Raw genomic sequence first — 14,546 nt, 5'->3', positions numbered from 1 at the left:
ATTATACCGCTCTTTCACTCCCAGGAACTATCATGAAATTAAACCAGAATAAAAATGAGGAAGCTCTATGCCCTTACAGTTAACCATTACCTACCCTGATACCTTTCCTGATGCTTTAGGTAGCACCAAAGAGCAATTTGAGCAGGAGGCTAAATGGGCAATGGCAATCAAACTTTTTGAAATGAAGCGGATTTCATCTGGTATGGCTGCTAGTTTATTAGGCGTAAACAGAACTACCTTTATAATGAAACTTGCTGATTACAATATTCCGCTTATTGACCTAACAGAAGAAGAATTATTATCTGATTTAGCAAATGCCTAAAACCGAGAAAATCGTCATCAACACATCTCCCTTAATTGCCCTAGTTGCTGCTTGGGGTGATTTAACTATTTTATCATCATTATATGAAGAAATATTTGTCACTTTTGAAGTCTGTCAGGAAATTCTTCAAGGTGGGTCAGTAAACTTTGCCGTTTCTGAATTTAACCATGCTAGTTGGCTAAATAAGCAGAGAATTCCTTTGACCATCACCCCCTTTCTCCTCAATTCTTTAGATTTAGGGGAAGCATCCGTCATCCAGTTCGCTCTCGATAATAACCTAACAACAGTCTGTATTGATGAATCTGTAGGCAGAAGAATTGCCCGATTAAACGGACTTAACTTAACTGGTTCTATTGGAATTATACTGAAAGCCAAACAACAAAATCCATCTCTTTCCGTGAAAGAAGCTATTAAGAATATGCTTAGTCACAAGATTAGATTGAGTCAAGTTGTCATTGATTTTGCTCTCAAACAAGCAGGGGAGGAAGAATAAATGGCAACACCCAGTTGCCAAACCTAAATATGTTATTTTACACGAAGCTAACAGTGCTTTAGATGTGAAAAATAAAGAAAATTTGTACTATACCACATGAAACCTCAGTCGCACTAAATGTATCAGGTATTCTATATACTGTCGCCAAGTCACTTTGCTTGCTCCTTCTTGACGTTCCTGAAACACATAGCCAACCTCAATAATATGGTTAATCTCACCTCGCCCCAGGACTTCAATTAAAATCTTATAGCCCAAAGGACTCATTAATTTCTGTGCGATCGCCTTTCGACGCACTAAGAAATAACCACTCATCGGATCGGAAACCCGACTGACGATATCAGGCAAAATCAGCAGTCCTAAAAATTGCGCTCCCCGTGACAAAAACCGCCTATGCCATTGCCAATCACTGGTTCCACCTCCAGTTATATTACGACTGGCCACGGCAATATCTGCTTCTTGATCCATCGCTTTCAATAACTTGAGTAATACTTCTGGTGGATGCTGTAAATCACCATCAATTACTCCTAGTATTTCCCCTTGAGCTATCTGCCAACCTCTAATTACTGCTGTAGATAGGCCTCGTTCTCCCTGACGACGCATCACCCGCAGACGGGGGTAATCTTTGGTTAGTTCCTGAGCAATTTCCCAGGTGCGATCATAGCTATCATCATCCACCACAATCAATTCGTAATTATCTACTAAGGCCTCATTGAGCAAATCACTCAAGAGATAGACCACTGCCAAAATGTTTTTGCTTTCGTTATAGGTCGGGATAACCAATGACAAATAAACTGGCTTAACTGATGATGAAACTTCCGACAATGCGGTAATTTCTAGGCTTCCAGAAGGGGCTAATACTAAGTCCTTACTGCTATTATTGGTCATGATTCTTTTTTCTCCATCACCTGCCAATTAAACCTCATGTTCATACCAAAATTCCAGGAAATCACACAAATGATGGCTATCAATTTGGCTAGATAAGCATTTATAGCAAACTTATAAACCAAAAAGTTCACAATTAAACTATTGAGAATTAAACCCAACAAACAAATTAAGTTAAACTTAAAAAACCTTTGTAATCTGTGACTGTTGTCTAAAACTAAATTTTCTTTCTGAACTACGTCACCAAATGTCCAAATATCATTCCAGAAGAAATTATTAATGATTGCTAATTCGGTTGATAGCATCGAACTAGGAGTTAGGTTTAAACCTAATAGGCTATGTAGAAAATAAAAACCTCCTAGATCCACTATTACACCGCTAAAACCCACCAACGCAAAACGAATTAACCGACTAATAAATATTCCGTACCGACTTAAGCTAATTTTATTTATCATACTGTTGATTTACTAACTTTTATTTAATATTGCTCTAAACCTTCTTCTCAAATCTCCATAAACCTCCTACAGTTACTGAGTGATTAGTGGTAATTTTTTGTATTGTTTTCATACAATAGTTTTGATTATCCTTTAGTTTACGAAATAAATGACTATTGTTATCTACAAAAAAAATCTGATTATAATTCTCCGGAATTACTAAAGGTTCAACATCTTTATTCGTTAGCAGAGAAATTCCTGGGGAATAATGAGTCAAAGCTAATATTCCTCCCAAATGTACAGCAGCATTATTTATTACCAATAAAGGTGAGTCTGCTTCGTTAATAGCCTGAATTGTTTCCATGATAAATGTGCTACCTGATTGCGTCCACGAATTTTGGGACTGAAAGAATTTGACATCAGAAACTAGTCCGGAAAAAATAAGTAATACCATCATTAATTGGGCTATTTTTCTCCGCCAAGTCTTTTCTTGTAAAATTGGAAAGGCAAAACTTAAAATATATGCTATGGCAATTTCTAAACAGATATACAAGGGCAATTCATATCGTACTTGTATGGAACGAGATCCACCCAAAATTATATCATATAAGATCAATAATATACTAGGAAATCCCCCTAGACAAAAAAGAAAAAGATAAGTTTCATTTTTAATATCCTTACAAAAACAAAATATGAGATAGCTTATTAAAAATAAGCCGAAGATCAGGGAAATAAGAGTATAGTACAAAGCCCCTTCATCAGAAAAATAACTAAAGGATCCTAATGGTTTAGCCAAACCAAGATCAAAAAATGTCCTAGTAGCTCGAACAAGAAAAACGGCAATTAACTCTAAGGGAATATCCGTATATCTAACACTGTAGCCAGAAATTAATGATACTCCTGTATCGAGATGATTTATGAATACAATTAGCCAAGGTAAAAATATCAACAAAGCTATGATTGTATAAATTATATAGTTAATCAAGGTTTTGGTGAGACGAAACTGTTGTTGAATAATCACATAAATTCCGTGAGATATAATCATGAAACCTGTTAATAAGTGGGTATATAGTCCCAGAATCAAGGTTAGGCTATACAAAACCCAGCTGAGTGTATTTTCTTTTCTGATGGATCTCAATAAAGCAGTACTGGATATGAGAATTTCTACCATCCATAAAGCATATTGGCGAGCCTCTTGAGCAAAATATAGCTGTAAGGGAGAAACAGCAATTAATCCCATTGCTATCCATGCCACAATTCCAGACTCAAACAACTCTAAACATATCCAAAATACACCCGGAAATATTAACAAACTAATAATTGCCGATAAACTCCTTATTCCCGTGGGGGAATCACCAAATATCTGGGCCCATAGTCTGACCATAATGTAGTACAATGGGGGATGTTGGGGGTCTGAGGTGATTAAATAATTAACTGTATCACTTACATGCTTTTCTGGACTTATGTGTTGATACTTTTGAAAGTTATTGATAGGAATTATGCCTTCATGTTCAGAAAGTTCCTTTTGTAACTCAACTAATGTGTGTCCAGAAATTGCTACAGATGTCCAGTTTTCGTCGCAGCAGTAAATTTTTTTGTCTAAACTTACCCAGCGACAGAAAATACTTAGTCCTATCAGAACTACTACTGCAATTTTTAACCAAGTTGGTGTTTTTGTTTTTAATTCTAAATTTGGCATTTGTCCTAATTTCCTAACGACTTTTTTTGAAGCGATCGCTCAGTACCTAAAATTTTCATCTAAAGTAGAACTCAATTTTGTCTAGCCGTCCTCCAATTGTTTTTTTGTGGTTCTCCCGAAAGTTTTGGTTCATAAATTAAATTTTGCCTTTAAATAAAGATCGAAAAAACCAGTATGGTTCTAACATCAACCCGAATAAAAACCTGGCTATTTGGTGTTTTCTAGGTAACCAAGAAGTGGTCATGTGATGTATAGTATAAGTCTCTGGGTTAACGTGACTCTTGAAGATTTTACCATTAAGTTCCATGGGTGCACCTGGCTCAAAAATATATCCTGGACAGACTAGAACATTAGAATTTTGATCAAATTTACCCCCAACCACGCAGTCGTTAAGCATAATTGGTCCAGTACTATGTCCAACATAAAGTGGCATTATTTTATGGTCTGAGTTATGTTGACGGTTTTTTAATTCCTCAAACACTTTCAACCACAGAGGATGCTTGGGAATACTACCCATAATTGCATTACTAAAACCTACCAACTTGGATAGAATAAGCTCGAAATCTGCCAATAAATTATCCAGTGGTTTTATACTTTCTACATCCATATCTAAGTAAAACCCACCATAGTGATAGAGTATGAAATAACGTATGGCATCACGACGCTGAATATCATGAGGATAAGCATCAAATACTGGTAGGAACCAGGGATAATTATCTGTCATAAATCCTCTAGCTTTGCGTTCATCCCAAAATTGGTATTCCCAATGGGGATGATTTTGTAAAACTGTTTGTTGATAACGTCGATATTTTTCCGGTACTGCTGCTGCTCCTAGAAAAAAAATTTGATGGATAATCTGGGGAATTTTACTCATTTCATTCTAAGTAATTTAGTTTTTTTGTTTAATAGATTTTTTAGTCATATTTAAGCAGATTTTTACTCAATGCCAATGACCTAATTAGTTAAGGAGTGTTTACTAATGTAGCCATGATTTCCGTGACCAAATTTTCCACTTCAGGTTCTTTTAACATAGTTTGATGTTCACCCATAACGCGACAAACTTGGACTTTTTGAGTGGTTAACTTTTGCCATCCAACAGTGGGGTCATTGGGAAATTTAGCTGCTAGGGAGGGAGTTATAAATAGTGTAATATTAGACCTATTTACAGGTGGTTGATAGACTACACTAGCGCGTAAATTAGCCTTATAAACCTTAATGAGACGAGCAATTAAACTATTTCCTGAGTTGGGTGGAATCAGATTATGTTGTTCTAATGTTTGTGCAACATAGTCTAACTGGGAATCTTGATCCAAACTAGAAATTGTCTGATAATTGATAGTCACATTTTTATTAAAAAATAATGCTATTTGCTCCACCATAAAACAAATAATTCCTGCATTATCCTCCAAAGAAGCTATAGTTTCATCCGTTGGCATAGGTGGATGGGTATCTATAATCAATACGCGCTCAATTTGTTCTCCCATAGCTTCCAATTGACTAGCCATGGCAAAGGCAATTAATCCCCCTAAAGAATGTCCACCTAATAAGTAAGGTCCATGGGGCTGTATTTCTCGAATGGTATGAATGTAGGTATTTGCCATTTCTTCAATGCTTTCTAAGGGTGATTGTTTACCATCTAATCCAGGTGACTGAATAGCATAGATGGGCAGTTTTTTACCCATACCTACAGCCAATTTTTCAGCTAGAACCGAATAGGATAAACCATAACCTCCTGCTTGGTGGACTAAAAATAAAGGTAGCAAATCGCCTTGAGTTTGCAGAGGAATTAGAATATCTGAATGATTGCTTGCTTTTTGGTGATCTTGGTCTAACAATAGGGCAATTTTCTCTATAGTCCCCTCTCTAAATAGAGAAACCACAGGTAAATTACATTTTAACTTTTGCTCAATAGCAGCTATCAATCTGATGGCTAAAAGAGAATGACCACCTAAATCAAAAAAGTTTTCAGTTACACTTATTGGACTGACTTGGAGAATTTCCTCCCATATTTCTACTAGTTTATATTCTAAAAGTGTGCGAGGGGAAACATGTTGATGAGCATCAAAATTCCTGTTTATATTCAACCCAGCCAATAGCTTCCTATCAATCTTCCCATTTGGTGTCATGGGTAGATGGTCTAAAACTATAAAACTGTTAGGTATCATATAATCGGGTAACTTTTCTTTGAGGAAATCACGTAACACACCCGAAGAGGTAAATTGCTTTTCTGTGCTTACATAATAAGCAATTAAACTGTTAGTGGCAGATGAGTCTCCAGAAATAACTACAACTGCATTCAGTACATTGGGATGTTGAGTCAATACAGCTTCAATTTCTCCCAGTTCAATGCGGAAACCGCGTATTTTAACTTGGTGGTCAATGCGTCCTATAAATTCAATGTTTCCATCGGGAAGGTAACGAACTAAGTCTCCTGTTTTATAAAGACGTGAATCTGGATTATCGCTAAAGGGATGAGCAATAAACTTATCTCTAGTTAATTGCGGAAGTTGGCAATAACCACGTGCTAGTCCCATACCACCTATGTATAGTTCACCTGGAACCCCAATGGGAACTGGTTGTAAGTGAGCATCAAGAACATAAGTTTGTGTATTAGCGATGGGACGACCAATGGGAAGCATATTTTGTTTAATATAGTGATTGTTTTCTTTTGTGAAGCTTAAAAAAGTAGCATCAATACAGGCTTCCGTAGGTCCATAGAGGTTGTGAAAGTTAACATTTAGTTTGCTCAATAAATTTTCTACCATAGCTACTGGTAAAGCTTCACCCCCACAGAAGATATGTGTTAAGGAATGACAATTTTCTATCTCCCCATATTCTAGGAACATTTGTAGTAAGGAAGGAACCATTTGTAGAACTGTTACTTGTTGCTCACAAATTAATTTCAACAGGTAAGAAACATCCTTGTGTCCATCTTTTTCGGCAATTATTAACTGTCCACCTGTTAATAGAGGTGCGTAAAATTCCCATACAGAAGCATCGAAACTAAAAGGTGTTTTTTGTAATACTTTTTCCCTTTCCCCAAAACTAAAGGTTTTTTGCATCCACAACATGTGATTACAAATAGCACTATGGCTTATCATCACTCCTTTGGGTTGACCAGTCGAGCCAGATGTGTAGATAAGATATGCAAGATTTTCTACTACTAAATTAGTAGAGGGATTATGTGTATCCTCTTGAGCAATAACTTGCCATTCCTTATCTAGGCAAATGATTTGGTGCGGAGGTAAAATATCTAGAGTTGTGACCTGGTTTTCTTGTGTTAATAATAGAGAAATTCCAGCATCTACTAACATAAAGTCAAGACGTTCCCGGGGATAATTGGAATCCATGGGAACATAAGCACCACCAGCTTTTAAAATTCCCAGTAAACCAATTACCATTTCTAATGAACGCTCCATACAAATTCCTACCAATACATCTGGTCGGACACCACGGGATTGTAAATAATGGGCCAATTGATTAGCTCTTTGATTTAATTGAAAATAGGTAAGACTTTGATTTTTAAAAACTACAGCTACATTATTAGGTGTTTTCTCTACTTGTAATTCAAACAATTGATGCAGGCACTTATTTTGTTGATACAAAGGGTACTCAAATTGCGTTTGATTCCATTGAAAGAGTAGTTGATTTTTCTCGTGGCTAGTAAGTACAGGTAAATGAGTAATTGGTTTTTGTGGTTCAGCAATAATACCCTTTAATAGAGTTTCAAAATGACCGATCATTCTATTAATTGTTTCTAGTGCAAATAAATCTGTCCTATATTCCCATGTTCCATCAATTCCCTGTTCAGTTTCCGTCATTAACAAGGTCAAATCAAACTTCGCTAATCTTTGTTCCAATCTCCAAGGAGCTAGTTGTAAGTTAGGTAGTTCCAACTTATTCATAGGTGCATTTTGCCAGACGAACATTACCTGAAATAATGGATGCTGACTGAGATTTCTTTGTGGATTTATTTCCTCTACTATCTTTTCAAAGGGTACATCTTGATGAGCATAAGCTTGTAGAGTTTCTTCCTTAGTTCTAGAGAGTAAGTTGATAAAATTAGGATTACCACTCAAGTTATTTCTGATGACCAAAGTATTGACAAAAAAACCGATTAAATCTTCGGTCTGCTTACGATTACGGTTAGCAATTGGCGTACCAATTAATAAGTCTTCTTGTCCTGAATAGCGCATAAGCAAAATGCTAAATACCACCAACAAACCCATGAATAAAGTGGCACCTTGAGATTCGCATAGTTTTTTAAATTCTTGAGTGGTTTGTTGATCAACTGCAAAGTTTACAGCACTACCTTGATAACTCGGAATTGGGGAACGAGGGTAATCTGTTGGTAGTTCTAAAATTTGATTTGCACCTGTTAGTTTTTGTTTCCAGTAAGCTAGTTGTATAGGTAGTTGTGTTTTCTGAAAAACTTCCCGTTGCCAATTGGCAAAATCTCCATACTGTATGGATAGAGGGGGTATAGATGGGATATTTCTTTGACAGATGGCCGTGTAGAACAAGGATAACTCTTTAACCATGACTCCCAAAGACCAACCATCAGCGATAATATGGTGTATGACCAACAACAAAACACTAATATTGTCAGATAATTGATAGAGATGGATACGTAGTAATGGTAGCTGTTTAAGATTAAAGGGAGTAATAACCACTTCTTGTATTGACCTTCTCAATGTTTCTTGTTGGGTTTGAAAGTCTAAACAACTGAGATTTGTTATGGTTAATTTTAATTCCAACCAGTCATGAACTGTCTGAATTGGGGATCCTTGCAGATTATCGAAAGTTGTGCGCAACACCTCATGACGTTGAATAATATTTTGCCAGCTTTCTCGTAGTGCATCTACATTTAAATCTCCTTCTAAATGAAAAGCTACTGATATATTATACGCGGCATTTTCTTTTTCTAATAGATCTAAAAACCAGAGTCGAGATTGGGAGAAAGAAAGGGGTAAATTTTCTCGGTTAGAAACAGGAATAATATCTTCTGGGCCTGTTTTAGTAGTATTTACATTAATTAAACAGTCAATTTCGTCTCCTAACCGAGCAATGGTTGAATATTCAAAAATTGACCGTAAAGGTAAGGCTACATTAAATTCCTCCCTAATACGAGACACCAATTTAGTTGCTAAAAGTGAATGTCCTCCCAAATGGAAGAAATCCTCCGTAACGCCAATTTTATCAATTCCTAAAACATCCATCCATAGTTGAGATAGTTTCTGTTCCGTAGGAGTTTTAGGTAACACCAGGGATTGTTGATTAATTGTTAAATCCCGATCTGGTATGGGTAGGGCACGTCTGTCCAGCTTACCACTGGGGGTAAGAGGGAAATTTTCTAAAATCATAAAGGCCGAGGGACACATATATTCTGGTAATTTCTCCTCTAACCTTTGCTTCAATTGAGAAATTAGGAATTTGGTAAATCTACTTTGGAGGGGATCAATCCAATATGGGTGATCATCTCGATCCAATGAATCACTTAAATCATTGATAATTGGCATTGATGGTACCATGAATTTTTTGTGGCTCACAGGATAAAAACATACATCAAAACAATCTACTTTTCCCGGTGAATAACTAATACTTACTTCCGAACCAATTTCTTGAGCAATAGCATAAAAATCTGCTGGATTGAACCCTTTTGGCTCATGAATGTTATTGAGCACAGTTCTTAATTCACCAATGGTTTTTTGTTCATTTTCGTGGCTGTTTTTTAACATCCATTGGTAAATGGCAGCATCTTTACTTAGCCGACCATTAGGTACACTATGCCAACCGATAGATCTCATTTCAATAACTTGCTGTTTTAAATCCGTCAATTGTAAATTGTCAGTCTCCCAATCTCGCCAGATAATTTCTGGTGGTTGTTCTGTTGATATACCTAACTTATGTAAGATCACATCATAACGGTATTTAGTCAGCTCATTTTCATTATTTTCCGACTTAATTTGAATTTCTACAGCTGTTAAGTCAGGAAATGATTTTCTTAAATCAGTGAAGAAATGCGGAGCAATAATTAATTCGTTCTCTTTTTTTGCAATGCGTCTAACCTGAGTTTTAAATGTTTCACAATCAGTGTTGTCATTAGCCTGAAAATAAGCAACGCTAGCGTAGAAATAATTTGACAGTGACAAATTTCGATTATCACCAATAAATAAACTTCCTCCGGTTTTTAATAATTGCCAAACACTTTTAATGACCTGTTGCAAATACTCAATTGATGGAAAATATTGCGCAACAGAGTTAATAACAACAGTGTCAAAATAACCAGTGGGAATTTCTGAAAAATCAATTGCTTCCCTAGTTAGTAGGTTGACGTTTTTTAGAGAGCGGTTTTTAACAATAGTATCCAGGCGATTAATTGCAGCTTGGGAAAAATCCGTTCCCCAGTAAGATTCTACTTGGGGAGCAATATTTAATAAAATCATACCCGTACCGCAACCAATTTCCAAAACTTTCCTAGGCTTGAGGGATTGTATTCTCAGTAGAGTATTGTTGAGCCATTGGCGCATTTCAACCCCAGGAATGGGCTGATTACTATAGCTGCTATTCCAACCAATAATATTAAAGTCTTCTTCAGTTTCCCCTGAGGTTATATTATAGGTATCATTAAAGGTATATTGCCATTCCTGAGTTTGTTCTTGTGTTAAAGTTTCAGTATTAGCAATTTGATTTATAGGAATTATGTAAGCATCCAACCTCACATCTTCTTTGCTTTCCTCTCTGGCAATTACCAGGGCATCTCTTACTTCTGGGTGACTTTTAATAAGTGCTTCAATTTCACCTAATTCTATGCGAAACCCACGAATCTTAACCTGATGATCATTGCGTCCTATATATTCAATGTTTCCATTATCCAGAAAACGGGCTAAATCACCGGTTTTATAGAGACGTACCGATGTGAGATCATTGGTGGCAAATGGGTTGGGAATCATCCGTTCTGCTGTTAGTTGAGGACGGTGAAAATAACCACGAGTAACACCTGCACCACCCACATACATTTCTCCTACAACACCTATGGGAACAGGTTGCAGATGACGATCTAAAATATATAAAGAAAGGTCAGGAATTTGTTTACCAATTAAACTGCCTGATCCTTTTTTGACATCCTTAAAAGTAAGGGGAAGGTAGGTTACATGAACTGTAGTCTCCGTAATTCCGTACATATTTACAAGTAGTGGAAACTGATCATCGTGCCTTTCAAACCAGGGTTCTAAACTAGCTAAATCCAATGCTTCACCACCAAAAATCACATACCGTAATTCTAATTCTCCCTCTCGACAGAGTGTGGATTCTGCCTGGATTAGTTGCTGAAAAGCTGAGGGGGTTTGATTTAAAACCGTAACTTTTTCTTCGCACAGTAAGTTATAGAATTCCTCCGGTGATCGACTGATTAGATAGGGGACGATCACTAAAACACCACCATAGAATAATGCCCCCCAAATTTCCCAAACTGAGAAATCAAAAGCACAGGAGTGAAAGAGTGTCCAAACATCCTTGGCGTTAAATTTAAACCACTTCTCAGTCGATAACATTAACCGCACCACATGACGATGGGTAACCACAACTCCTTTGGGTTTTCCCGTGGAACCAGAGGTATAAATAATGTAAGCAGCGTTATCGGGAAGAATTAATACTTCCGGTTCTGTTGTTACCTCTTGAGTGAATTCAGACTTGTATTTATCAATAAATATAGTAAGTATGTTATTATTGGTAAAATCAAATGGTATTTGAGCTTCAAATTCGCTGTGGGTTAGCAGAACTCTAATTTGACTATCTTCCAACATATAGGTTATACGATCCCTTGGATAGTTGGGGTCAAAGGGAACGTAAACACCTCCAGCTTTCAAAATTGCGATAATCCCTATGACCAAATCCAATGACCGAGATAACCATAGTCCCACTCTTGCTTCCGGTTTTACTCCAACACGCATTAAATAGTGTGCTAATTGGTTGGCACGATAATTTACTTCTGAATATGTCAGTCTTTCTTGCCCAAATATTAGTGCGGTTTGCTGAGGACGCAATTTGGCCTGCTCAGTAAATATATCATGCAAACAGAAATGCACGGGAAAAGTTTGTGCAGGTTGAGACGGTGCCAAAACAGCTATTTCTTCTGAGAGCAAAAAAGGTAAGCGACTAACTGGTATCTCGGGTTGAGCAAGTACGCTCTCTAACAGTTGACAAAAATGACGGGCAAGCCTTTCTACAGTTTCTCTTTTCAACAAATCAATGTTGTACGATACAGCTCCATTTAAAGTGTCTTCCGTTTCGGTAATGAACAGTTCTAAGTCAAAACGTGCTGCTTCCTGAGTTGCTAATATGCAAACTTCCAAATCACCAGTACCAAACTGCGGTTTAGGTGCGTTTAATAGGGTAAAAGCAATCTGAAATAAAGGATTTCTACTGGTGTCCCTTGGTAAATTCAATTTTTCGACTAAAGTTTCAAAGGGAATTTCTTTATGCTCAAAAGCAGATAAAATTGTTTTCTTTACGGTTTTTAATAAGGAATTAAAGTTAGGTTCATCGGCTAAGTTAGTACGAATTACTAACATATTGACGAAAAAACCAATTAGGTTTTCTGAGTCCGATGGACGGTTAGCAATCGAAGTCCCTACGGCTATATCTTCCTGTCCAGTGTAACGGGAAAGTAAAGTTTGGAATACAGCCATCAGAAACATAAATAAGGTTGCACCCTCTTTTACGATAAAGTTGCGGATCCTATTGGTTGTTTCTTTTGATATCTCAAATTTAATTAAGCCTCCGCGAAATGTTTGTAATCGCGGTCTGGGAAAATCCAAGGGGAACTGTAAAGTTGGCAATTGGGCTAGTTGTTTTTCCCAATAGGTCAGGCTTTTTTCTAAAATATTAGAATTCTGGAAATTTCCTTTTTGCCACAGGGCATAATCTGTATATTGGAATTTTAATTCTGGTAATGCCATTGGAGTTTTGGAAATTTCTGCCTGATAAAGCATAGCAATTTCTTCCAGAATTATGCCAACGGACCAAGCATCAGCAATAATATGATGTAGGTTAATACTAAGAATATGTTGTTTTGACTCAATTTTAAACAGTTGGGCACGGATCAGGGGACCTGTTTGCAGGTTGAACTGATGATCACTTTCATGACGAGCAATTTCAGCTATTATTTCTGGTCTTTTATCCTCACTCCTATCATTGCTCCAATCTTCCAGTCTTAATTCAGTTGCACTATTAGCATGGATTTTCTGCCAAGGCTCTCCATCAACATCCATAAATGTAGTTCGCAGGCTTTCATGACGTTGTTGTAACTGCTTGAATGCAACCCGTAAAGCTGTTATATTTAGTGTTCCTTTCAGATCAAAAATAGAACAAATGTTATAAGCTGAGGATGTAGGTTCTAATTCATAGAGAAACCATAGTCGTCTTTGTTGAAAAGAAGTGGGCGCTTCCGTGGATCCTACACGGGGAACTACTTCCTTGATTTCTAGTTCAATTCCTTCTTCTTCCAATAGCAATCCCAATAGATCTATATCATCCGCTTGTGAAAAGTTTGTCATATTAACTCTGTCTATATTTGCCTGTTGGCTGTCAATAAAATGAATCCCACAAAACAGTCTCACATAATGCCAATTGTGTCAATAGTTTTCCAAAAATTCACCTGAAAAACTTAAAAAAAAGAATGATAAGTTTTTATTATAGTTTGCAACATAAGCTTTGTATTATCTTATCGCTGTTAGATCTTGTTTTAGTTGAAGAGAGCTGTTGGGAAATAAAAGCATATTTCCGGATGACAGAACTTCCCCCATCCCGATTGAATTTATGCTGCATCTAAATAGAAGTTCCATAGCCCTGCACTGACCAACATCAATTGATCATCAAAATCGGTCACACGATTCCTATATACAGAATGTACACAGTTATATCTCTTAATTCCAGAGTGAGCGTGCTCACACACAACTCGCTGACGACTGAGTTCTCGATTCTCCTCCTTTTGCTGCTGTGTTAACTCCTTACCTTTCGGTTTCTTGTGTGGTAAATGGACATTGACAAATTCTTTCTCCAACCCATGAAAACCCAAATCTCCCTCTATTGCTACTTCATCAGGAATGTATTGCACTATCTCTGATTCATGGAGTAGCCGTTTGTCATGCACTTTACCTGCTCTGGTTTTCGTCAGAATAATCACTCGTTTCTCCCTTGTGCTGACTGTAATCTGCTTGCATGTATGCCGCTTTTTCTTGCCAGAGTAATACTCTTTTTGGCGTTCTCGGTTTTGAGGACGCTGGACTGGACGCTCCGTACCATCCACAATCACCTCCTTCACATCTGGAAACCTTTTGGTGAATTCCTGCTCCTGAGTTTGCGTGCTGGCAAAACTTGCTTTTCTCCTAAAGTGGTTTCTAGCACAGACAGTAGTCGATGTACCCAATCATGAGCACAGGAGCGGTCAAAGTTGAACAACACACTCAGCAAGTCAAACGTCGGATAACATTTGCAGTACAGCAGGATATAAAATAGTTTTTCCTCTATACTTCTGAGTGTAGGCTTGCGTCCGCCCCCGGGCGCACGTTTGCGGTTTGCTAAGGAGTTGAACACGGTGCGTTCATAGGTATCAGCAAACTGAGATAACAGCTCGTTGAATGCTTGGCGGTTAAGTCCAGTCATTGCTCGTAGCAGTCGCTCTTGATTCAGGATGCGGTCTAAGTTCAACATTAA

The 14,546-nt window shown here is 37.2% G+C and carries 9 protein-coding genes; 2 read left to right on the top strand and 7 right to left on the bottom strand.

The window, feature by feature from the left end; translation table 11 throughout:
• The first annotated feature begins 67 nt into the window (after positions 1–67).
• A complete protein-coding gene (locus C6N34_RS15910; RefSeq protein WP_006276693.1) occupies positions 68–322 on the top strand; it encodes a UPF0175 family protein in 255 nt (84 codons plus the stop codon).
• Positions 315–815 carry a DUF3368 domain-containing protein gene (locus C6N34_RS15905; RefSeq protein WP_115538227.1) on the top strand — a complete coding sequence of 167 codons (501 nt, stop codon included), beginning with the start codon at positions 315–317 and terminating at the stop codon, positions 813–815. The genes C6N34_RS15910 and C6N34_RS15905 overlap by 8 nt, the downstream gene beginning before the upstream one ends.
• A gap of 87 nt (positions 816–902) precedes the next feature.
• Here C6N34_RS15905 and C6N34_RS15900 read toward each other — a convergent pair whose 3' ends face one another.
• The 7 genes from C6N34_RS15900 to C6N34_RS15870 form a co-directional block, all read right to left on the bottom strand.
• Positions 903–1,700, bottom strand: coding sequence for a polyprenol monophosphomannose synthase (locus C6N34_RS15900; RefSeq protein ID WP_115538226.1), 798 nt, complete (start codon positions 1,698–1,700; stop codon positions 903–905).
• Complete coding sequence (locus tag C6N34_RS15895) at positions 1,697–2,152, bottom strand: GtrA family protein (RefSeq protein WP_006276688.1); 456 nt, start codon at positions 2,150–2,152, stop codon at positions 1,697–1,699. The genes C6N34_RS15900 and C6N34_RS15895 overlap by 4 nt, the downstream gene beginning before the upstream one ends.
• Positions 2,153–2,186: 34 nt before the next feature.
• Entirely contained in the window at positions 2,187–3,830 is a 1,644-nt protein-coding gene (locus tag C6N34_RS15890) for a glycosyltransferase family 39 protein (RefSeq protein WP_115538225.1), read from the bottom strand.
• A 136-nt stretch (positions 3,831–3,966) separates the two neighbouring features.
• Positions 3,967–4,704 carry a glycosyltransferase family 32 protein gene (locus C6N34_RS15885; protein WP_115538224.1) on the bottom strand — a complete coding sequence of 246 codons (738 nt, stop codon included), beginning with the start codon at positions 4,702–4,704 and terminating at the stop codon, positions 3,967–3,969.
• An 88-nt stretch (positions 4,705–4,792) separates the two neighbouring features.
• Entirely contained in the window at positions 4,793–13,387 is an 8,595-nt protein-coding gene (locus tag C6N34_RS15880; RefSeq protein ID WP_115538280.1) for a non-ribosomal peptide synthetase, read from the bottom strand.
• 260 nt (positions 13,388–13,647) lie between these two features.
• On the bottom strand, positions 13,648–14,154 hold the full coding sequence (locus C6N34_RS15875) for a transposase family protein (protein WP_006279026.1): 507 nt from the start codon (positions 14,152–14,154) through the stop codon (positions 13,648–13,650).
• Positions 14,151–14,543 (bottom strand): helix-turn-helix domain-containing protein, encoded by a 393-nt coding sequence (locus C6N34_RS15870; protein ID WP_236107115.1) that lies wholly within the window; start codon positions 14,541–14,543, stop codon positions 14,151–14,153. The genes C6N34_RS15875 and C6N34_RS15870 overlap by 4 nt, the downstream gene beginning before the upstream one ends.
• Positions 14,544–14,546: the final 3 nt, after the last annotated feature.

The sequence above is a fragment of the Cylindrospermopsis raciborskii Cr2010 genome (assembly GCF_003367075.2).
Lineage (GTDB): Bacteria > Cyanobacteriota > Cyanobacteriia > Cyanobacteriales > Nostocaceae > Raphidiopsis > Raphidiopsis raciborskii.
This window is presented reverse-complemented; position numbering and strand designations above follow the sequence as displayed.

What these genes read in the sequence shown, in the direction of transcription:
- C6N34_RS15910 (WP_006276693.1), top strand. Translation starts at nt 68, where the DNA reads ATGCCCTTACAGTTAACCATTACCTACCCTGATACCTTTCCTGATGCT.
- C6N34_RS15905 (WP_115538227.1), top strand. Translation starts at nt 315, where the DNA reads ATGCCTAAAACCGAGAAAATCGTCATCAACACATCTCCCTTAATTGCC.
- C6N34_RS15900 (WP_115538226.1), bottom strand. Translation starts at nt 1,700, where the DNA reads ATGACCAATAATAGCAGTAAGGACTTAGTATTAGCCCCTTCTGGAAGC.
- C6N34_RS15895 (WP_006276688.1), bottom strand. Translation starts at nt 2,152, where the DNA reads ATGATAAATAAAATTAGCTTAAGTCGGTACGGAATATTTATTAGTCGG.
- C6N34_RS15890 (WP_115538225.1), bottom strand. Translation starts at nt 3,830, where the DNA reads ATGCCAAATTTAGAATTAAAAACAAAAACACCAACTTGGTTAAAAATT.
- C6N34_RS15885 (WP_115538224.1), bottom strand. Translation starts at nt 4,704, where the DNA reads ATGAGTAAAATTCCCCAGATTATCCATCAAATTTTTTTTCTAGGAGCA.
- C6N34_RS15880 (WP_115538280.1), bottom strand. Translation starts at nt 13,387, where the DNA reads ATGACAAACTTTTCACAAGCGGATGATATAGATCTATTGGGATTGCTA.
- C6N34_RS15870 (WP_236107115.1), bottom strand. Translation starts at nt 14,543, where the DNA reads ATGTTGAACTTAGACCGCATCCTGAATCAAGAGCGACTGCTACGAGCA.